Origin of the sequence: Amycolatopsis thermoflava N1165, assembly GCF_000473265.1 — a bacterium.
GTDB classification, from domain to species: Bacteria; Actinomycetota; Actinomycetes; order Mycobacteriales; family Pseudonocardiaceae; genus Amycolatopsis_E; species Amycolatopsis_E thermoflava.
This window is the reverse complement of the sequence record NZ_KI421511.1, coordinates 5,494,848-5,514,004: the sequence shown is the minus strand read 5'-3', so window position 1 is coordinate 5,514,004 and position 19,157 is coordinate 5,494,848. Positions and strand designations below refer to the sequence as shown.

Sequence of the window (19,157 nt, the reverse complement as noted above, 5' to 3'; positions counted from 1 at the left end):
TCCGGACATGGCGAAGACGTTGCGGTGGGCCCTGCCCGCGCTGCTCGGCACGGCGGTGGCGGCCCTGTGGGAGATCCCGGTCGCGTTCGGCGGGCGGCCCGACCCCGAGCGCATGCGGCGCTCCCCGCAGTTCCACGACGGCCGGTTCCGCAACCTCGCGCCGCCGCTCGTGCAGCCGGCCAGGGCACGCGACCTGGTCGGCGAGATGGTGTTCGGCAAGCAGCAGCGCAAGCCGACCGGTCCGGTGCCGCTGGTGCCGCCTGCCGCGCCTGCCGACGAGGGGCTGCACATCACCTGGTACGGCCACGCGTCGTCGCTGATCGAGATCGACGGCCGGAAGGTGCTGGTGGACCCGGTGTGGGGCGAGCGGGTGTCGCCGTCCCGGTTCGTCGGCCCGAAGCGGATGCACCGGCCGCCGCACCAGCTGTCCGAGCTGCCGGACCTGGACGTGATCATCGTGTCGCACGACCACTACGACCACCTGGACCGGCCGACGGTGGTGCGGCTGGCCAAGACGCAGCGCGCGCCGTTCGTGGTGCCGCTCGGGGTGGGCGCGCACCTGCGGCGGTGGCGGATCCCGGCGGAGCGGATCATCGAGCTGGACTGGGACGAGACGGTCTCGGTCGGCGGGGTGGACGTGACCGCGGCGGCGGCCCAGCACTTCTCCGGGCGGGCCTTCACGCGGAACAACACGCTGTGGGCGTCGTGGATCGTGGCGCGCTCCGGGCGGAAGGTGTTCTACACGGCGGACTCCGGCTACTTCGACGGCTACCGCACGATCGGCGAGAAGTACGGGCCGTTCGACGCCGCGATCGTGCAGATCGGCGCGTACCACCCGGCGTGGCCGGACATCCACATGACGCCCGAGGAGGGGGTCGCCGCGCACCTCGACGTCCGCGGCGGGCTGCTGATCCCGGTGCACTGGGGCACGTTCCGCCTGGCGATGCACGGCTGGGCCGAGCCGGCGGAGCGGGTCTGGCGGGAAGCGAAGGCCCACGAGGTGGCGCTGGCGGTCCCGCGCCCGGGCGAGCGGATCGACGTGGACGCCCCGAAGCCGGTCGACCCGTGGTGGCAGCCCATCGGGTAGCGCGTCAGGGACGCACCCGGGTCAGCCCGACGCGATCCGCCGCGCGGCGGATCTTGAAGAACGTGTTCCGGAACCACGCCATCAACGTCGCACGCGCGTCCGGGTCCAGTTGCTCCTCGCCGGCGGCCTTCACGGCCTTGTAGTGGTCGATGAGGGTGTGCAGCCACGCGTCCACGTCCCGGACGCTCTCCAGCTGCACCATCCCGCCGGTCTCCGGCAGCCGCCGCAGGAACTCCTCGTGCGTGTTGCGGACCCAGTGCGACAGCTTGAGGTCGATCTCCGGGATCACGACCGGCGGGTCCAGTTCGAACGCGAGCCGCGAGCGCCACCCGAGCAGCTCCCGCTCCACCGGGTGGTCCCAGCGGCCGGGGCGGCCCAGCTGGTGACCGGCGATGCGGCGCTCGGCGAACCACAGGAAGTCCTCGGACCCCCGGCGCAGGGTGCTGATCATCGACGGCGCCAGCGCGCCGATCACGGTCCGGTCGACGACGTCCCACGTCGTGCCGCCCGCGAACGGACTGTCGATCTTGAGGGTCTTCGCGGTCCGCACTCTGAATTACTGCCTTATCTTCCCGTTTGTCCGCAACCCGCCAACGGTGTGCTTTACCTCATGCCGAGTCTGCGGTCGAGGCTGATCTCGATCACGACCCGCTCCGGGTGGGGCGTCGGCTGCCGGTGGTACCGCACGGCGTAACGGTTTTCCGCGTCCGCCACCGACTCCGGATCCTCGCGGACCACCGCCGATCCCTCCAAACTCGACCAGCGGCGACCGTCCACCTGGCTCACCACGACACGCGCGGGTTCGCCGAGCCGGACGTTGCGCGCCTTGACGCTGCCGCGGCGGCAGATCACCCGTGCCGTGGTGAAGTCCTGGTCCACGGTGACCCCGACCGGCACGACGTGCGGTTTCCCGTCCGGACGCAGCGTCGTGAGCATGCACAGGTGCCGCTCGGCCCAGAACGCCCGCAGCTCGTCGCTGGGCGCCTCGGTGGTCCTGGTCATGCGCGTCCCTTCGCGTCGGTCGGTGTCCATCTTGCCAAGATCTTCTTCATGATGGGCTCCACCCACGCGCTCACCGGCTGGTGCGCCGGTCTCGCGCTCGCCCCGGCCATCGGCGCCGGCTCCGTGCACCAGGCGCTGGCCTTCGCCGCGACGACCGCGGGTTTCGCGCTGTTGCCGGACCTCGACCACCCGCACGCCCGCGCATCGAAGCTGCTCGGGCCGATCACCGGCCTGGTGTGCTGGCTGCTCCGGCACACCTCGGCGGCGCTGTACAAGGTCACGAAGGGCCCGCGCGACGAGCGGGGCCGGGGCAGCCACCGGCACCTGTCGCACACGCTGCTGTTCGCGATCGGTCTCGGCGTGGCGACGACGTACGGCACCCGGGCAGGCGGCTGGTACGTCGTGGCCGGGGTGGTGTTGTTCGCGTTGCTGCTCGCCGCGGACGCGCTGGGGGACTGGCTGCTGCTGGTCGCCGGCGGCGGGGTCGTGTGGTGGGCGCTGACGGCCAGCGCCGCGGCGGAGTTGTCGCAGCTCACCGGCTGGCTGGGGATCGCGGTCGCGGCCGGCTGTTTCGTGCACTGCCTCGGCGACGCGCTGACCGAGTCGGGCTGCCCGTTCCTGTTCCCGGTGCCGATCGCCGGGGAGACCTGGTACGAGCTGCGGCCGCCGTCGTTCCTGCGGTTCCGCACCGGGAAGGGCGTGGAGAAGTTCCTGGTCGTGCCGGTGTTCACGGTGCTGGCGGTGCTGCTGGTGCCCGGCGCGTGGCCCGGTCTGGTCGGGTTGTTCGCGGAACCGGCGGTGACGGCGGGCGGCTAGAATCGGACACGATGACGACCCCCGCGAGCCGCACCGGACTGCGCGCCGACGCGCGCCGCAACCGCGCCCGTGTCCTGGCGGCGGCGCACGAGGCGTTCGCGGACGAGGGCCCGTCGGTGCCGCTGGACGAGATCGCCCGGCGGGCGGGGGTCGGCGCCGGCACGGTGTACCGGCACTTCCCCAGCAAGGAAATGCTGTTCGAGGCCGTCGTGCTGGACCGGATCGAGTGGCTGGCCGGGCAGGCGCGGGAGCGGCTCGAAGCGGCCGACCCCGGTGCGGCGTTCTTCGAGTTCTTCGACGTGGTGGCCGAGCAGGCGCTGCTGAACAAGGCCCTGTGCGACGCGCTGGAGGCGAGCACCGGGCTGCCGTTCAAGGCCGCGTCGGACGAACGCGCCGAGTTCCGCGCCGCGTTCGCCGACCTGCTGCGCCGGGCGCAGGCTGCGGGCGCCGTCCGGGCGGACGTCGAGCCCGGCGACCTGACCGCGCTGCTCGCGGGCTACCTCGCGATCCAGCGCCAGGCCCCGGCGGGCCGCCCACTGGCGAAGATCATCGCCGACGGCCTGCGCGCCTAGCGCCCGATTTTGTCGGTACCCCCTGCGACGATGAACTCGCCGGCCGACAGGGGGCGAGATGACGGATGACGCGGATGTTCTGCGGATGCGGTGGCTTGCGGAGCTGAGGGCCGAGAAGGCGGCTTCCGAGGAAGAAGCGGTGGCCGCGCAGTGGCGCGCGGAGGCGAACCGCCTCCGGCCGCGGCGGCGTGACTCGCGCCGGCCCACTCGGCAGGGGAGCCGTGCGGCCGGCGTCGAGCGCTTCGAGTCGGCGTTGGCGGAGTTCCTGGGCGGGGCCGCGGTTCCGGGTGACGTGCTGCGGATCGCGGCGGAGAACTGGGTCGTCCTGGTCGGTGGCAGGCTGGACACGGCCCGCGAGTGGTGGGCGAGCGGGATCAGCCCGTTCGACGACAGCGTGTGGGAGCTGCACCTCAAGGGCGTGCGCCCGGACGACCTCGGGCGGCGCTGGCAGGGGAAGTCCTTGCTGCAGCACTTCCGTTCGGGCGTCCCGGCCGAACGGTGTGCCGAGCTCGCACTGCGGTTACGCCTCGGAGGCGTTCCCAAGTCGGCGTAGGGCCATCAGTGCGAGCCCGCGCGACGTCACCGCCAGCCCGGAGCGATCAGCGCTGCACAGCCATCTCGCCCAGCTCGGACCAGTCCTCCTGCGGCACCTCGAAGTTGACGATCCGCGGGGTCTCCGCCAGGTACGGCGGCAGCGTGCGCTGCGCTTCCTTGAAGTGCTCGGACTGGACGTGCGCCGCGCCGGCGTCGCCGTCGCGGAAGGCTTCCACCAGCACGTACTCGTTGGGGTCCTCGACGCTGCGCGACCAGTCGAACCACAGGCAGCCCGGCTCGGCGCGGGTGGCGAGCGTGAAGTCCCGCGCGATGTCGGGCCAGTCGTCGGCGTGCTGGGGCAGGATCCGGAACTTCGCGGTGATGAAAATCATGGGTCCACCGTAGAGCCGCGGGGCCGCGACCACACCGGCCGCGGCCCCGCGCGGGTCACGGCGTGACGCCGAACTGGTTCGCCAGGTCCGTCAGCATCGCCGAGGCGCCCTGCAGGCTCACGGCGCTGAACCACGTGGTGTCGGAGACGTCGACGATCTTGCCCTGCAACGTCGCCCACAGCGGGTTGGCCTGGAACTTCGCCTTCGGGTCCTCCGCCGTCTTCGTCTCGTCGGAGTACGACGACACGAAGATGACGTCGGCGTCCAGCTTGGCGATGTCCTCCTGGCTGAGGTTCACCGAGATCTTGTCGGTCGAGTCCGGCTGCCCGGCGGGCCGGGACAGCTTGGCGTCGGCCATCACGACGCCGGGGTAGGACGCGCTGCTGTAGAGCCGCACGGTCGGCTCGCCCTCGACGAACCGCACGATCGACACCGTGGGCGTGCGGCCGAGCTTCGCGGCGATCTCCTGGCCGATCCGCTGCGCCCGCTGCTCGTACGCGGCGATCTTCTGCTCGGCCAGCGGCTCCTTGCCGAGGACCTGCGCGAGCAGCCGGATGTTGTCCTTCCAGATCCCGCCGGTCGTCGTCGAGAAGACCGTCGGCGCGACCCCGGTGAACTGCTCGTAGTACTTCTCGTGCCGCACCTTCGCGGAAACGATCACGTCCGGCTTGATGTCGTAGAGCTGCTCGACGTCCGGGGTCTCCAGCGGGCCGATCACCTTGGCGCCCTCGCCGAACCTGCGGTCCTCGCCCAGGTACTCAGGCAGCTGGTCGAAGTTGCGGTACTTCGTGTACGCCACGACCTGGGCTTCCAGCGCGAGCGCGGCGTCCACGTAGCTGGTGTCGAGCGCGGCGACCGTCTTCGGCTGCGTCTCGAGCACGGTCGAGCCCATCGCGTGCTGGATCGTGCGGGGGAAGCCCGCCTGGCCGGCCCCGCTCTGCTGCGTGGCCTCGTCGCTGCCGCCCCCGCAAGCGGTGAGGGTCAGGCTCGCGGTCACGGCCAGCGCCAGTGCTGCTCGCCACGGTCTCGTCATCGTGATCTCTCTTTCGGTTAGCCTTGCCTAACGCGGAGCATAGGATGCGGTTTGTCCCGTTTGGAAGCTCGAGTTGGATAGGCGACATCAGTGACGGTGGTGGCGACAGCCCGGCCACGGACGCGGAGGCAGCGTCGTCTCGCCGGTATCGGCGGGCTCGCCGTCCTGCTGGTCCTCATCTGCGCGGCGAGCGTCGCGCTCGGTACGAAGTCGATCCCGCTCGGTGAAGTGTGGACGGCGCTCACCCAGCCGTCCGGGTCCGAATCGGACATCATCGTCCGGTCGCTGCGGTTGCCGCGCACCGTGCTCGGCCTGCTCGTCGGGCTCGCGATCGGCGTCGCGGGCGCGCTCATGCAGGGCCACACGCGCAACCCGCTCGCCGACCCCGGTCTGCTCGGCGTCACGCACGGCGCGGCGCTGGCGGTCGTGTTCGCGGTCGTGGTGCTCGGGATCGACGGCCTCTACGGCTTCATCTGGTTCGGGTTCGCCGGCGCGCTGCTGGCCAGCGTCGCGGTGTTCCTGCTCGGCGCGGTCGGCGGCAAGGGCGCGACCCCGGTGACACTCGCGCTCGCCGGCGCCGCGGTGAGCGCGCTGCTGCACGGGCTGGTGTCGGCGATCATCCTCGGCGACGAGCGGGGCATGGAGATCTACCGCTTCTGGCGGATCGGGTCGATCGCCGGGCGTGACTTTGCGATCACCGGCCAGATCGCGCCGTTCCTGGTGGTCGGCCTGCTGCTCGCCCTGATCAACACGCCCGGCCTCAACACGCTGGCGCTGGGCGAGGACGTCGCGACCGCGCTCGGGCAGCGCGTGCTGCGCACCCGAGTCCTCGGCGTCGTCGCGATCACGCTGCTGACCGGTTCGGCGGTCGCCGCGTGCGGGCCGATCGCGTTCCTCGGGCTCGTCGTGCCGCACCTGGCCCGCGCGATCACCGGCCCGGACTACCGCTGGCTGGTGCCGGTGGCCGGGCTGCTGGGCGCGGTGCTGTTGCTGACGGCCGACGTGCTCGGGCGGGTGCTGACCGGCGACAACTTCGAGGTGGGCATCCTGCTCGCGATCATCGGGGCGCCGGTGTTCATCGTGCTGGTGCGGCGGCGGGGGCTGAGCAAGGTATGAGTCGCAAGGTGCTGGCCGCCGGGCCGGTGGCGTGGACGGTCAAGCCGCGGCTGGTCGCGGTCGTCGTGATCGCGGCGGTGCTGCTGGTGCTCGTCGCCGCGATCAACATCGGGATGGGCAGTTCCCGCATCGGGATCTGGAACGTGCTGGAGACCCTGCTCGGCGGCGGAACCCGGCGGGAACGCGGGATCATTTTCGACCTGCGCCTGCCGCGCACGCTCGCCGGTGTGCTGGTCGGCGCTGCGCTCGGGCTGTCCGGCGCGTTGTTCCAGTCGGTCGCGCGGAACCCGCTGGCCAGCCCGGACATCCTGGGCATCACGTGGGGCGCGGGGGTCGGCGCGGTGACCGCGATCGTCGCCGGCGGGTACCGCGGCCAGGTCAGCGGCATGGTGAGCGCGCTCGGCGTGCCGGTCGCCGGGCTGATCGGCGGGCTGCTGGCGGGTGTGCTGCTGTACGCGTTGTCGTGGCGGCGCGGCATCGACGGCTACCGCATGGTGCTGATCGGGATCGGGTTGTGGGCGATCAGCTACAACATCGTGAACTGGCTGCTGGCCGCCGGGGACGTGAACGACGCGGCGCGCGCGACGACGTGGCTGGTCGGCAACCTCGCCGACGTCGGGTGGGACTCGGTCGGCCCGGTCGCGATCGCGCTGGCCGTGCTGGTGCCGGTCACCCTGATCTGCGGGCGCACGGTCGGGGGCTTGCAGTTCGGCGACGACACCGCCCGCGGGCTCGGCATCCGGGTCGACGGCGCGCGTGGCGCGCTGCTGTTGCTGGCGGCCGCGCTGGCCGCGATCGCGACCGCCGCGGCGGGGCCGATCACGTTCGTCGCGCTGGCGACGCCGCAGATCGCGGTGCGGCTGGCGAAGACGGCGCAACCGCCGCTGTTCGGATCGATGGTGCTGGGCGCGCTGCTGACCGTCGGGGCGGACCTGCTGACCCGGTTGCTGCTGCCGGACCTGCCGGTCGGGGTGCTGACCGCGATCCTCGGCGCCCCCTACCTGATCTTCCTGTTCGTCCGGAGCCGCCGGGAGGCACGAGCATGACGTCACGACTGCGGGCCGAGGGGCTGAAGCTGGGGTACGGCGAGCGGCTGGTTGTCGACGGCCTGGACCTGGACGTCCTGGACGGCACGATCACCGCGATCATCGGCCCGAACGGTTGCGGCAAGTCGACGCTGCTGCGGGCGCTGGCGCGGTTGCTGGCGCCGCGGGAGGGTGCGGTGCTGCTGGACGGCGAGCGGATCGACAAGCTGCCCACGCGCGAGGTCGCGAAGGTGGTCGGGCTGCTGCCGCAGTCGCCGGTCGCGCCGGAGGGTCTGACGGTCGGCGACCTGGTGGCGCGCGGGCGGCACCCGCACCAGCGCTGGTACCGCCAGTGGTCGTCGTCGGACGAGGCCGCGATCGAAAACGCGCTGCGCTTGACCGGGATGGACGTGCTGGCGGACCGGGTGGTGGACGAGCTGTCCGGCGGCCAGCGGCAGCGGGCGTGGATCTCGATGACGCTGGCCCAGGAGACCGGGTTGCTGCTGCTGGACGAGCCGATCACGTACCTGGACCTGGCCCACCAGATCGACGTGCTGGACCTGGTGCACCGCCTGCACCGCGACCGCGGCACGACGGTCGTGATGGTCCTGCACGATCTGAACCTGGCCGCCCGCTACGCCGACACGCTGGTCGCGATGCGCGACGGGCGGATCATCGCGCAGGGCCCGCCGTCGGCGGTGCTGACCGAGCCGCTGCTGGACGAGATCTTCGGCCTGTCGGCGAAGGTCCTGCCCGACCCGGTCTCCGGGACGCCGCTCGTGGTGCCGATCAGCGCACACCTCCAAGGGGACGACTGACCGCGGGCGCACCGCTCGGTCGCACCGGCGCTGCTGCGGTGCCGACCGCACCAGCTGCTGCGGCGCGCCACCGCCACCGCGCGAGCTGCGACCGAGGCCGCTACGGCACCAGCTGCGACCGGTGCTGCGACGGCGCGCCACCTCCACCGGGGCCGCTACGGCGTGCCACTGCCGCCCCGCGAGCTGCCAACCCGGGCCGCTGCGGCGCGCCACTGCCGCCGCGCGAGCTGCCACCCGGGGCCGCTACGGCACCAGCTGCGACCGGGACCCGCTAGGGCACGAGCTGCGACCGGCGCTGCGACGGCGCGCCACTGCCACCGGGGCCGCTACGGCGTGCCACTGCCATCGCGCGAACTGCCAACCCGGGCCGCTGCGGCGCGCCACTGCGACCGGGGCCGCTACGACGCCAGGTGCCGCGGCCACCGCCAACGGTGCGCCGCCACCACAGTCACTTGTTCAGCGCGCCAGCCGCCGCCATCACCGTTCGCTGCCCACCGCGTCCCGCAACAGGAACGGCGCGCCTGGGCCACCAACAGCAGGACGGCGCTCATCCACAGCCAGCCGACGGACACGTGGATGAGGACGAACATGCGTCGGTGGCTGGACCGTCTCACCGCGACAGTCCTCATCGGACTCGGGCTGCGGATCGCTACGGAGTCCCGCTGAGCGACAGTGCCATGTACTTCACGTCGAGGTACTCCTCGATGCCCTCGGCGCCGCCCTCGCGGCCGAACCCGGACGCCTTGACACCGCCGAAGGGCGCCGACGCGTTCGACACCAGCCCGGTGTTGAGCCCGACCATCCCGGTCGCCATCCGTTCCCCGACGCGGATCGCGCGGTCGAGGTCCCGCGTGAACACGTACGCCACCAGCCCGAACTCGGTGTCGTTGGCGAGCCGGACGGCCTCGTCCTCGTCCTCGAACGTGGTCACCGGCGCGACCGGCCCGAACACCTCCTCACGCAGGATGCGCGCGTCCGGCGGGACGTCGGTGAGCACGGTCGGCGCGTAGAAGAAGCCGTCGCCGTCCAAGGCCTTGCCGCCGGTGGTCGCGTGCGCGCCGCGGGACAACGCGTCCTCGACCAGCTCGACGACCTTGTCCCGCTGTTCGGCGCTGATCAGCGGCCCCACCTTCACGCCGTCCTCGGTGCCGTGCCCGACCTGCAGCGACGACATCGCCTCGGTCAGCTGCCGCACGAACTCCCCGGCCACCGACGAGTGCACGTGGAACCGGTTGGCCGCCACGCACGACTCGCCGTTGTTGCGCATCTTCGCGGTGACCGCGCCCTTGACCGCGGCGTCGAGGTCCGCGTCCTCGAACATCAGGAACGGCGCGTTGCCGCCCAGTTCCATCGACATCCGCTGGAGGTTCGGCGCGCATTGTTCGACCAGCTTGCGCCCGACCTCGGTGGATCCGGTGAAGGACAGCTTCCGGATCCGCGGGTCGGCCAGCGCCGGGTTCACCACCCGGCTCGCCGACGTGCTCGGCAGCACGCTCAGCACACCGTCCGGCAGCCCGGCCTCCTTCAGCAACCCGGCGAGGTTCAGCATCGACAACGGCGTCAGCTGCGCGGGCTTGACGATCATGGTGCAGCCGGCGGCGATGGCGGGCCCGATCTTGCGGGTGCCCATCGCCAGCGGGAAGTTCCACGGTGTGACCAGGATGCACGGACCCACCGGGTGCTTCGACACCAGGACGCGACCGCCACCGGCCGGGCTGCGCGCGTACCGCCCGTCGATGCGCACGGCCTCCTCCGAGAACCACCGGAAGAACTCCGCGGCGTAGGTGACCTCGGCCTTCGACTCCGCCAGGCTCTTGCCCATCTCCAGCGTCATGAGCCGCGCCAGCTCGTCGGCGCGGTCGGTCATCAGCTGCCACGCTCGGCGCAGGATCTCGCCCCGCTCCCGCGGCGGCGTCGCGGCCCACTCCTCCTGCTTCGCGACGGCCGCCTCGATGGCTTCGCCGACGTCGGCGTCCTGCGCGTCGGAGACCTCGCAGAGCTGCTGCCCGGTCCCCGGGTCCTGCACGCCGAAGCGGCTGCCGTCCGCGGCGTCACGCCACTGACCGGCGAGGAAGATCTGACGCGGTACTCCATCGAGGGTCATGTGGCGTGACTACCCGTGCGCGGGGCCTCGTATGCCTCTGCCCCGGCCGTCGTGCGGCAGAGCCCGGACCCCCCGACGAGCCCGGGCGCTGCCACTCGGCTGACCAGGTGCTACCCGATGTCGCGCCGCTGAAAACGTGCCAGACCCGTGGCAAGCGTGACCACCGCGATCCCGAGCAGCCACGCGAACGGCGCGACCACGAAGTCCGCGCTCGGCAGCTTCGGCACGTGCGTGAACGGCGAGACGTCGAGCAACAGCTGCGGCGCCTGCACGACCGGTCCGAACAGCGACAACAGGAGGAACGCCGCGGCCACCCCCCACGCCGCCGTCGCGAACTTCGGCGCGAACCCGAACACCACCACGGCGATCCCGACGACCACCCACACCGCGGGCACCTGCGCGACCGTCGCGCCGAGCACCGCCGGCACTTGGCCGGCCACGTCACCGACGCGCAACCCGTGCAGCAGCCCCGCGGACAGCCCGGACACGACCAGCAGCAGCGCGGTCCCCAGCAGCGAGAACACCAGGTGGCTGCCCGCCCACTGCAACCGGCGCACGCGGGTCGCGAGCAGCGGCTCCAGTCGCAACGCGGTCTCCTCCGAGCGCATCCGCAACGTCGCCTGCACCGCGTACATCGAGGCGACCATCCCGAAGATGCCGGCGATCGCGGCGAGGAACGTGTCGACCAGGTTCTGCGCGCCGCCCAGCCGCTCGAACATCTGCTGGGCTTGTGCGCTGTCCCCGACGATGTCGCCGATGCCCGCGGCCAGCGAGCCGAACATCGCCCCCAGCACCGCGAAGCCGACGGTCCAGCCGATCAGCACGCCCCGGTGCAGCCGCCACGCCAGCGCGAACGGCGACCGCAGCCCGGGCGCCGCCACCGGCGGGCCGGGACGGGCCGGGAAGATGCCCATCCCGACGTCCCGCCTCGGCAGCAGCCGGTAGGCCACCGCCCCCAGCACGACGGCCACCGCGACCAGCAGCAGCGCGACGGCCCACCGGTCCCCGGCGAACGGCCGGATCTGCGTCGACCACCCGAGCGGCGACAGCCAGGACAGCCACGAGATGTCGGTGGCCGAGTCGCCGACCGCGCGCAGCAGGAACGCGACCCCGAGCACCGCCGAGGCGATGCCGTTGGCGGTGCGTGAGTACTCGGCGAGCTGGGCGGCGATGGCGGCGACCGCGGCGAACACCAGCCCGGTCAGCGTGGTCCCGAGCCCGAATGCCACCGACCCGCCCGCGGGCAGCCCCGCGCCGATCAGGCCGAGCGCCACCAGCAGCCCGGTCCCCACCGCGCCGATGGCGGCGGTGATCAGCGCGGCCGTCAACGCGGCGTAGCGCCCGGTCACGGTCGAGGACAGCAACTCCTGCCGCCCGGTGTCCTCCTCCTGGCGGGTGTGCCGCGTGACCGTGAAGATGCAGGCCAGCGCCGCGAACAGGGGCAGGAACACGCCGAAGCGCCATGCCGTGAACCCGCCTGCGGTGGACAGGTCGAACGGCGGCCCGTACAGCAGGGTGATCGACGGGTTCGCGCTCATCCCCGTCGTCAGGGACGCGCGGCTGGCGGCGTCCGGGTACAGCTGGTCGTAGGCGCCGGCGCTGCTCGCCGGCAGGACGCCGATCACCAGCGCCCAGAGCGGCAGCACGACCCGGTCCCGCCGTAGCGCGAGACGCACCAGGTGCCGGGTGCCCACGAGCGCGGTCATCGCGCGCTCGCTTCGGTCGTGTAGTGGCGCAGGAACAGCTCCTCCAGCGTCGGCGGCTGGCTGGTCAGGCTGCGCACGCCGACCTCGGTCAGCTTGCGCAGCACCTGGTCCAGCGACTGGGTCTCCACGTCGAACCGGACCCGGTTGCCGTCGACCTTGAGGTCGTGCACCTCGGCCAGCGAGCCGAGCCCGTTCGGGTGGCCGGCGAGCTCGGCCACGATGGACGTGCGGGTGAGGTGCCGCAGTTCGCTCAGCGTGCCGGTCTCGACCGCGTGCCCGTTGCGGATGATGCTGACCCGGTCGCACAGCGCCTCGACCTCGGCGAGGATGTGGCTGGACAGCAGCACCGTGCGGCCCTTGTCGCGTTCCTCCTGGATCGCGTACTGGAAGGTGGCCTCCATCAGCGGGTCGAGGCCCGAGGTCGGTTCGTCGAGGATCAGCAGCTCGACGTCGGAGGACAGGGCCGCGACGATCGCGACCTTCTGCCGGTTGCCCTTGGAGTAGGTGCGGCCCTTCTTCTTCGGATCGAGGTCGAACCGCTCGATCAGCTCGTCGCGTCGGCGCTTGTCGAGCCCGCCGCGCAGCCGCCCGAGCAGGTCGATGACCTCGCCGCCGGACAGGTTGGGCCAGAGGTTGACGTCTCCGGGGACGTAGGCGAGCCGGTGATGCAGGCTCGCGGCGTCGCGCCAGGGGTCGCCGCCGAGCAGGCGGACGGTGCCCCGGTCCGCGCGCAGCAGACCGAGCAGGACACGGATGGTGGTCGACTTCCCGGCCCCGTTCGGGCCGAGGAAGCCGTGCACTTCTCCGGTCTTGACCTGCAGGTTCAGGTCGTCGAGGGCCTTGGTCGCACCGAACGACTTGTGCAGGCCCTCGATGGAGATGGCGTTGTCCATGCGGCCGAAGCTACAGTCATTTCACAAAGTTGTGAAGTTAGGAAAACGTATAGATTGGCTGAAGCGCTGGACGGGTGAGGAAGGATGATCTCCATGCGGGACGAAGAGGCGGTTCGGCGGTACGTCGAGCGGCTGGCTCTCGTGCTCAACCAGCTCGGCATCCAGCGCATGGCCGCACGCGTGTTCGCCGCGCTCGTGGTCACCGACGACAGCCGCCTGACCGCGGCGGAGCTGGCGGAGAACCTGCAGGTCAGCCCGGCCGCGGTATCCGGGGCGGTGCGCTACCTGGAGCAGGTGGGGCTGGTCGAGCGGGAGCGGGAGCCCGGCTCGCGGCGCGACCACTTCCGGGTGCTCGACGACATGTGGTTCGCCAGCCTGCGCAAGCGCGACCGGCTCATGGAGATGTGGCGGGACGCCGCTGAGGAGGGCGTCGACGCGGTGGGGGCGGGCACCCCGGCCGGCAGGCGGCTCGCCGATATGCGCGACTTCCTGTCGTTCATCATCAGGGAGCTGCCGCTGCTGCTGGAGCGCTGGGAGAAGGAGCGGGCGAGTCGCTAGGGCAGGACGGCCTTGACGAGCTTGCGCGCCAGCGCCGTCGGGTCCCCGGCCTCGGTGTCCCAGTGCCGCAGGAAACCCTGCTGGAAGGCGGCGCCCAGCAACAGCGTCGCGATCGCGTCCGGGTCCGATGTGGACGGCAGACGGCCCAGGTCCCGTTCGGCGCGCAGGTAGTTCGCCAGCCTGGTCACGGGTGTGCGCGGCCCGGCCCCGTGCTCGTGGATCGCGGCGCGGTGGGCCGCCAGCAGTTCCCGCGAGGAGAACAGGGAAGCGCCGATCGGGAAGCTCTCGGTGTAGAAGTCGATCGCTGTGCTGGTGATGCGGATCAGGTTGCCGCGCACCGTGTGCCGCCCGGGGGCGATGTCGCCGAGGACTGCCTCCAGCCCGGGCAGCTGTGAGGTCATGACGCCGAGGAAGATCTCGGTCTTGTCCGCGAAGTGCTTGTACAGCGCCGCTTCCGAGAAACCCGCGGCGCGGGCGATCTCCTTGGTGGTGGCGCGCGCGTAGCCCTGCTCGCGCATCACCTCCGCGGCCGCGGCGAGGATCTTCTCCCGAGTTCCCATGCGTCCTCAGCGTTCTCTCAGTGCTCGCTTGACGGTTAGTGAGTGCTCACCCACCATAGCAGGTGAGTGAACACTAACCAGGGAGGAAGACCATGAAGCTGACGGTGTTCGGCGCGACCGGCGGGACGGGCGTGGAGATCGTGCGGCAGGCGCTGGCCGCGGGTCACCAGGTGACGGCCGTGGTGCGTGATCCGGCGCGGCTGGACGTGCCACCGCAGGCGCGGCTGGAGGTCGTGACCGCGGACGTGTTCGACGCGGATTCGCTGGTGCCCGCCATCACCGGCCGCAAGGCCGTGCTGTCCGCGCTGGGGCCCCGCGACCGGGGGCCGAGCGTGATCTGCCGGGACGGGACGAGAGCCATCATGACCGCGATGGCCGCGGCCGGCGTGCGGCGGCTGGTCGTGGTGAGCAACAGCGGCATGCACCCCGAGGGCGACGGGTGGTTCACGCGCCTGGTGGTCAAGCCGCTGCTGATCCGCATGCTGCGTGAGGGATACGCCGACATGGGCGAGATGGAGCGCCGGGTGATCGAGTCCGGGCTCGACTGGACGATCGTGCGCCCGCCGAAGCTCAACGACGGCCGTCACACCGGCCGCATCGCGAGCGAGACCAGGGGGAACGTGCGCGGCAGTTTCACCATCTCCCGCGCCGACCTGGCCGACTACGTGCTGCGCGCGGCCGCGGATCCGGAGCTGACGAGGATGGCCGTGTCGATCGCCAAGGGCTAATGTGAACGGGTGTCAACTTCGCGGACTGCCCTGACCCTCGCGGCCACGGTCGGACTCGCCCCGGTGCTGGTCGCCCAGGGCCTGCACGTGCGCCGGACGACACCGCGGCTGCCGGGCGCGTCCGGGCCGCTGCGGGGTTCGGCGCCCGGACCGGACCCGCTGCGGCTGCTGGTGGTCGGCGAGTCCACTGTGGATGGCGTCGGCGCGGGGACGCACGAGGAGGCGCTGACCGGGCAGCTGGCCGCGGCGCTCGCCCGGCGGCTGGGGCGCGGGATCGACTGGCGCGTGGCCGGGCGGACGGGCGCCAACGCGCGCACGGTCCGGACGGAGCTGCTCGACGAGGCGTGCCGGGAGCGGGCGGACCTGGTCGCGGTGGCGCTCGGTGTCAACGACACCATCGAGATGCGCTCACCCACCCGCTACCGGCGCGACCTGCTGGAACTGGTGGTGACGGCGCGACGGGCGCTCGGGCCGGTCCCGGTGCTGCTGGCCGGCGTCCCGCCGCTCGCCGCGTTCCCGTCGCTGCCGCAGCCGTTGCGCCTCGTGCTCGGCCTGCGGGGCGAGGCGCTGGACGCGGCGGCGGCGACGCTCGCGGACCTACCGGGCGTCACCCACTGCCCGGTGCCGCGCGCGGTGGTCGCCCCGGAGCTGTTCGCGGCGGACGGGTTCCACCCCGGACCGGCCGGCTACCGGCTGTGGGCGGACAAGCTCGCGGAGGCCGTCGCATTGGGCTGATCGGGTGAAACCGGCCGCCGCCGACCAGGTGCTTTGGAAAAACTTCTGTCGCTGTGTATCTGGCGAGGGCCTCCCCGCGTCATAGGGGGCGTTGGCTGGTTGCACACCGACTGGAGGAACGCATGAGCTCTCCCCGGCCCTTCGCCGAGGAAATCCGCGCCGTGCGGGATTCCCTTGCCACGATGGGGGATCCGTGGCAGGCGGGGGAGACGGTGCTCAGCCGGCTGGCGGGCGAGTCGCGCAGGGTGCGACTGGGGGTGCCGGCCCCGAGCGTGGCCGAAGTGGAAGCCCGGGCCGAGTTGCCGGGGCGGATGCTCGAGGTCGCGCTCGGGGCCGCCGGCCAGCCCTGCACCGCGCTGCACGCGCCGGGCAGCACGCTGCCCGCCAAGTTCGACCTCCGCGACGTGTGCGGCCGCAGCTACGTCACGCCGGTGAAGGACCAGGGGGAATCGGGGTCCTGCAGCGCGTTCGGCACCATCGCGGCACTTGAGGGGACCGCCGCGTACACGCGCCGCAACACCGGCATGCGCCTCGACCTGTCGGAGGCGCACCTGTTCTTCGGGTTCGCGCCGGCACACCGCAAGCCGGGTGACACCGGGTCCTGGCCGGACGACCTGATGGGGGACTGCGCGGCCAAGGGCGTCACCTTCGAGGACTACTGGCCCTACTCGGACGAGGGCACCGGCGCGCTGCACCCGAACTGGGTGAACCGCGTCGCGCGCGCGGAGGGCGTCGTCGACCTCACCCAGGACCCGGCCGCGATCAAGCACCACATCTACGGCTACGGGCCGGTCACCGCGTGCATGGTGATCTACGACGACTTCTTCCACTACACCGGCGGCATCTACCGCGCCACCACGACGGAGAGCAACGGCGGGCACTGCGTCGCGCTCATCGGCTGGGACGACGAGCAGAGCTGCTGGATCGCCAAGAACTCCTGGGGCACCGACTGGGGCGAGGGCGGGTTCTTCCGGATCGCCTACGGCGAGGCCTTCATCGAGGACTACCCGGAACCGCGGCCGACGACCCTCGGCTGCACCGGGGTCACCCTGCGCGCGTGGCTACCGCCGCAGCGCGCGCTGCGCCTGTTCTCGGCCGGTGCCGGTGAATGGGTCTGCCTGGAGCAGCTGGGCTGGGTCCGGCTCGCGGGGGACGCCGCGGGCGTGAGCCGTCAGCTCGCGCTGCTCGCCGAGGCTCGGGCGGGCGGGCATCCCGTCAGCCCGTTCCTCGACCAGGGCGTGCTGACCAAGGTTGCCACCACCTACTGATGGGGAGCGGAGCATGACCACGAGCAAGAGCGAGACGCCGGACACCGGCCCACAGGACGACCCGAACGCCGAACTCGCCGAACTGACCAGGGAGACGCCCGGATCCGACGGCCCGGCCGGCGTCTACGACCCGAACACCCCGCCGCCGACCGGCGTGTATGACCCGAACACGCCGCCGCCGACGGGCGTTTACGACCCGAACACGCCGCCGCCGACTGGCGTGTACGACCCGAACACGCCGCCGCCCACCGGCGTCTACGACCCCAACACCCCGCCCCCGAGCGGTGTGTACGACCCGAACACCCCGCCGAACGGCAACGGCACGCCGGCTCAGCCGGTCCAGCCGGTGCCGCAGGCGCAGGGCGTCTGGGTGCACGGCAGGCAGGTCGCGCGGCTGTGGTCGACGAGCGCCAACCCGGGCGTCTGGGTGGACATCGCGGGTCTGGGCTGGAAGCGGCTCGCCGCCACCGCGGACGGGCGCAGCTCCCTGACGACGCTGGCACTGCTGGCCCGCAACCACGGGCTGCCGGTGTCCTTCCACGAGAACGCCGCCGGGCAGATCGACCAGATCCTGGTCTGACGGCGGCACGCAGACCGGCGGTGGCCGGCAGCCGAGGGGGCCGCCGGCCACCGCCACCCTGGGGAGCTTCCAGTGACACAGATCCGGCTCGCGCAGGCGGATTCGGGGGAGACGGCGCGGCTCCACGTGGGGGACACGGTGGAGCTGCGCCTGCCGGAGGTCCGCGCGTCGGGTTACCGGTGGCGCTGGCGGTTGCCGGACGCGGTCCGCGTGGTGGCGGACGAGCACGTCCGGTCCAGGGGGGTGGCCCACGGGGAGGGGCCACCGGGCGAGGGGGGTGTGCGCCGGCTGGCGCTCGACGTCGTCGAGCCCGGCCGGCACCTGCTCCGGGCGGAGCTGGCGCGGCCGTGGGAGGTGGAGCCGCGCCGCTCCGTCACGTTCGTGCTCGCCGTGACTGCTCCGAACGAGTGATGTTGTGTATCTGGCGTTCGCCTTCGTGCTCTGCACGGTGACGGAGCCGGAGATACTGCCTAGCGCTGACCCGAGGAGAACCACGCGAAGTGGGGGCGAACGCGGTGACGGAAGCGAGGACCGCCGAGGCGGATCCGTCCTGGGAGGGACTCCGCGGACCGGAGCTGTTCGAGGCGTGCCTTGCCGCGGCGCGGGCGGGGGACAAACGCGCGCTGAACCGGCTGGTCGCCGAGCTGACCCCGCTGGTGTGGAACGTGGCGCGCGGCCAGGGGCTGGACAGCCACTCGGCCGAGGACGTGGTGCAGACCGTGTGGCTGGCGCTGGTCAGCCACCTCGACCGGCTGCGCGAGCCGAAGGCGCTGGCCGGCTGGCTGGTCGTCACCGCGCGGCACGAATCGCAGCGCGTGCGCGGGCGGAAACCGCCGCCGGTGCCGTTGACCGACGAACTGGCCGAGACCGTGGCGAGCACCGACCCCGCGCCCGAGGCCGAGGTGCTGCGCACCGAGCGCGACCAGCGGCTCTGGCGCGCCTTCCGCAGGCTTCCGCAGCGGTGCCAGGAACTGCTGCGGCTCACCGTGCTCGCCGGTCGCGCCGAGTACCGGCTCGTCGCCGAAGCGCTGCAGATGCCGCGCGGCAGCATCGGACCGAACCGCGGCCGCTGCCTGAAGACGATGCGCGAACTGCTGGACATCGAAGGGGGCAGCGCATGAACGACAATCTGCCAGGGGGTGGGGCGCACCCCGGCGACGAAGAACTGCTGGCCGATCTGGGCCGGGTGCTGGCTGCCGTCGACCCGCCCCCGGACGGCCTGGTCGAGCGCGTGCAGTTCGCACTCGAACTGGAGAACCTCGACTTCGAGATCGCCCAGTGGGAGCGGGCCGACCCGGCGCTGGCCGGCGTCCGCAGCATCACCGACGAGGGCACGATCACGTTCACGGTCAGCGATCTCACGGTGATGATCAACCTGACCAGGGTCGGGCACTGCCACCGCATCGACGGCTGGCTGGTGCCCGCCGCCGCGCACGGGGTCGAGGTGCGGGTGGCCGAACACGGGTCGTCGTCGACGGTGGCCGACGAGGGCGGCCGGTTCGTGCTCGACGACGTGCCGCGCGGGACCACCCAGATCGTGATCTCGGTCGGCGGGGCCAGCAGCCGCCGCACCGTCGTCACGCCCGCGGTCGTCCTCTGACCGGCTGCTCACCCCGGCCCCCGCATGTGC

General features: G+C 72.2%; 23 protein-coding genes. 15 read left to right on the top strand and 8 right to left on the bottom strand.

What is annotated here, in order from left to right; genetic code table 11:
* Positions 1 to 7: 7 nt before the first annotated feature.
* On the top strand, positions 8 to 1,087 hold the full coding sequence (locus AMYTH_RS0127125; protein ID WP_027932904.1) for an MBL fold metallo-hydrolase: 1,080 nt from the start codon (positions 8 to 10) through the stop codon (positions 1,085 to 1,087).
* Positions 1,088 to 1,091: 4 nt separating this feature from the next.
* On the opposite strand, the gene AMYTH_RS0127120 is transcribed toward AMYTH_RS0127125, so the two are convergent.
* Both AMYTH_RS0127120 and AMYTH_RS0127115 read right to left on the bottom strand, forming a co-directional pair.
* Positions 1,092 to 1,637 carry a hypothetical protein gene (locus AMYTH_RS0127120; RefSeq protein WP_027932903.1) on the bottom strand — a complete coding sequence of 182 codons (546 nt, stop codon included), beginning with the start codon at positions 1,635 to 1,637 and terminating at the stop codon, positions 1,092 to 1,094.
* Positions 1,638 to 1,690: 53 nt separating this feature from the next.
* Positions 1,691 to 2,119 (bottom strand): pyridoxamine 5'-phosphate oxidase family protein, encoded by a 429-nt coding sequence (locus tag AMYTH_RS0127115; protein WP_037322711.1) that lies wholly within the window; start codon positions 2,117 to 2,119, stop codon positions 1,691 to 1,693.
* Positions 2,120 to 2,137: 18 nt separating this feature from the next.
* On the opposite strand from AMYTH_RS0127115, the gene AMYTH_RS0127110 reads away from it, so the two are divergent.
* The 3 genes from AMYTH_RS0127110 to AMYTH_RS47210 are packed head-to-tail and all read left to right on the top strand — an operon-like array spanning position 2,138 to position 4,030.
* Positions 2,138 to 2,905 carry a metal-dependent hydrolase gene (locus tag AMYTH_RS0127110; RefSeq protein ID WP_027932901.1) on the top strand — a complete coding sequence of 256 codons (768 nt, stop codon included), beginning with the start codon at positions 2,138 to 2,140 and terminating at the stop codon, positions 2,903 to 2,905.
* A gap of 11 nt (positions 2,906 to 2,916) precedes the next feature.
* Complete coding sequence (locus AMYTH_RS0127105) at positions 2,917 to 3,477, top strand: TetR/AcrR family transcriptional regulator (RefSeq protein ID WP_027932900.1); 561 nt, start codon at positions 2,917 to 2,919, stop codon at positions 3,475 to 3,477.
* A gap of 58 nt (positions 3,478 to 3,535) precedes the next feature.
* On the top strand, positions 3,536 to 4,030 hold the full coding sequence (locus tag AMYTH_RS47210) for a hypothetical protein (protein ID WP_051362834.1): 495 nt from the start codon (positions 3,536 to 3,538) through the stop codon (positions 4,028 to 4,030).
* A gap of 46 nt (positions 4,031 to 4,076) precedes the next feature.
* On the opposite strand, the gene AMYTH_RS0127095 is transcribed toward AMYTH_RS47210, so the two are convergent.
* Positions 4,077 to 4,403: a putative quinol monooxygenase gene (locus AMYTH_RS0127095; protein WP_027932899.1), complete on the bottom strand. Its 327-nt coding sequence runs from the start codon at positions 4,401 to 4,403 to the stop codon at positions 4,077 to 4,079.
* 55 nt (positions 4,404 to 4,458) lie between these two features.
* The gene (locus AMYTH_RS0127090) at positions 4,459 to 5,436 is read right to left on the bottom strand and encodes an ABC transporter substrate-binding protein (RefSeq protein ID WP_027932898.1); all 978 of its coding nucleotides are present in this window, start codon (positions 5,434 to 5,436) and stop codon (positions 4,459 to 4,461) included.
* Positions 5,437 to 5,526: 90 nt separating this feature from the next.
* Here AMYTH_RS0127090 and AMYTH_RS0127085 point away from each other — a divergent pair, with 90 nt between their 5' ends.
* The 3 genes from AMYTH_RS0127085 to AMYTH_RS0127075 are packed head-to-tail and all read left to right on the top strand — an operon-like array spanning position 5,527 to position 8,395.
* Positions 5,527 to 6,552 (top strand): FecCD family ABC transporter permease, encoded by a 1,026-nt coding sequence (locus tag AMYTH_RS0127085; RefSeq protein WP_027932897.1) that lies wholly within the window; start codon positions 5,527 to 5,529, stop codon positions 6,550 to 6,552.
* The gene (locus tag AMYTH_RS0127080) at positions 6,549 to 7,598 is read left to right on the top strand and encodes a FecCD family ABC transporter permease (protein ID WP_027932896.1); all 1,050 of its coding nucleotides are present in this window, start codon (positions 6,549 to 6,551) and stop codon (positions 7,596 to 7,598) included. The genes AMYTH_RS0127085 and AMYTH_RS0127080 overlap by 4 nt, the downstream gene beginning before the upstream one ends.
* Positions 7,595 to 8,395, top strand: a complete 801-nt coding sequence (locus tag AMYTH_RS0127075) for an ABC transporter ATP-binding protein (protein ID WP_027932895.1) — start codon at positions 7,595 to 7,597, stop codon at positions 8,393 to 8,395. The genes AMYTH_RS0127080 and AMYTH_RS0127075 overlap by 4 nt, the downstream gene beginning before the upstream one ends.
* Before the next feature lie 649 nt (positions 8,396 to 9,044).
* Here the strand turns inward: AMYTH_RS0127075 and AMYTH_RS0127065 are convergent.
* From AMYTH_RS0127065 to AMYTH_RS0127055, 3 genes are all read right to left on the bottom strand, one after another.
* Positions 9,045 to 10,499, bottom strand: a complete 1,455-nt coding sequence (locus tag AMYTH_RS0127065) for an NAD-dependent succinate-semialdehyde dehydrogenase (RefSeq protein ID WP_027932893.1) — start codon at positions 10,497 to 10,499, stop codon at positions 9,045 to 9,047.
* A 110-nt stretch (positions 10,500 to 10,609) separates the two neighbouring features.
* Positions 10,610 to 12,205 (bottom strand): ABC transporter permease, encoded by a 1,596-nt coding sequence (locus tag AMYTH_RS0127060; protein ID WP_027932892.1) that lies wholly within the window; start codon positions 12,203 to 12,205, stop codon positions 10,610 to 10,612.
* Positions 12,202 to 13,098: an ABC transporter ATP-binding protein gene (locus tag AMYTH_RS0127055; protein WP_027932891.1), complete on the bottom strand. Its 897-nt coding sequence runs from the start codon at positions 13,096 to 13,098 to the stop codon at positions 12,202 to 12,204. The genes AMYTH_RS0127060 and AMYTH_RS0127055 overlap by 4 nt, the downstream gene beginning before the upstream one ends.
* An 84-nt stretch (positions 13,099 to 13,182) precedes the next feature.
* Between AMYTH_RS0127055 and AMYTH_RS0127050 the strand changes: the two genes are divergently transcribed.
* Entirely contained in the window at positions 13,183 to 13,656 is a 474-nt protein-coding gene (locus tag AMYTH_RS0127050; protein ID WP_027932890.1) for a GbsR/MarR family transcriptional regulator, read from the top strand.
* Here AMYTH_RS0127050 and AMYTH_RS0127045 read toward each other — a convergent pair.
* On the bottom strand, positions 13,653 to 14,216 hold the full coding sequence (locus tag AMYTH_RS0127045) for a TetR/AcrR family transcriptional regulator (protein ID WP_027932889.1): 564 nt from the start codon (positions 14,214 to 14,216) through the stop codon (positions 13,653 to 13,655). The two genes, AMYTH_RS0127050 and AMYTH_RS0127045, sit on opposite strands and share 4 nt — an antisense overlap.
* 92 nt (positions 14,217 to 14,308) lie before the next feature.
* Between AMYTH_RS0127045 and AMYTH_RS0127040 the strand changes: the two genes are divergently transcribed.
* The 7 genes from AMYTH_RS0127040 to AMYTH_RS0127010 all read left to right on the top strand — a co-directional run bounded on the left by AMYTH_RS0127040 (position 14,309) and on the right by AMYTH_RS0127010 (position 19,127).
* Entirely contained in the window at positions 14,309 to 14,944 is a 636-nt protein-coding gene (locus AMYTH_RS0127040; protein WP_027932888.1) for an NAD(P)-dependent oxidoreductase, read from the top strand.
* 9 nt (positions 14,945 to 14,953) lie between these two features.
* Complete coding sequence (locus AMYTH_RS0127035) at positions 14,954 to 15,679, top strand: SGNH/GDSL hydrolase family protein (RefSeq protein WP_084022692.1); 726 nt, start codon at positions 14,954 to 14,956, stop codon at positions 15,677 to 15,679.
* 122 nt (positions 15,680 to 15,801) lie between these two features.
* Complete coding sequence (locus tag AMYTH_RS0127030; RefSeq protein ID WP_037322708.1) at positions 15,802 to 16,947, top strand: C1 family peptidase; 1,146 nt, start codon at positions 15,802 to 15,804, stop codon at positions 16,945 to 16,947.
* Positions 16,948 to 16,960: 13 nt separating this feature from the next.
* Positions 16,961 to 17,527, top strand: coding sequence for a hypothetical protein (locus AMYTH_RS0127025; RefSeq protein WP_027932885.1), 567 nt, complete (start codon positions 16,961 to 16,963; stop codon positions 17,525 to 17,527).
* Between the two features lie 72 nt (positions 17,528 to 17,599).
* Positions 17,600 to 17,938 (top strand): protease inhibitor I42 family protein, encoded by a 339-nt coding sequence (locus tag AMYTH_RS0127020; protein ID WP_027932884.1) that lies wholly within the window; start codon positions 17,600 to 17,602, stop codon positions 17,936 to 17,938.
* 104 nt (positions 17,939 to 18,042) lie between these two features.
* Positions 18,043 to 18,648: an RNA polymerase sigma factor gene (locus AMYTH_RS0127015; RefSeq protein WP_027932883.1), complete on the top strand. Its 606-nt coding sequence runs from the start codon at positions 18,043 to 18,045 to the stop codon at positions 18,646 to 18,648.
* Positions 18,645 to 19,127, top strand: a complete 483-nt coding sequence (locus AMYTH_RS0127010; protein ID WP_027932882.1) for a hypothetical protein — start codon at positions 18,645 to 18,647, stop codon at positions 19,125 to 19,127. The genes AMYTH_RS0127015 and AMYTH_RS0127010 overlap by 4 nt, the downstream gene beginning before the upstream one ends.
* The last annotated feature ends 30 nt before the right edge of the window (positions 19,128 to 19,157 follow it).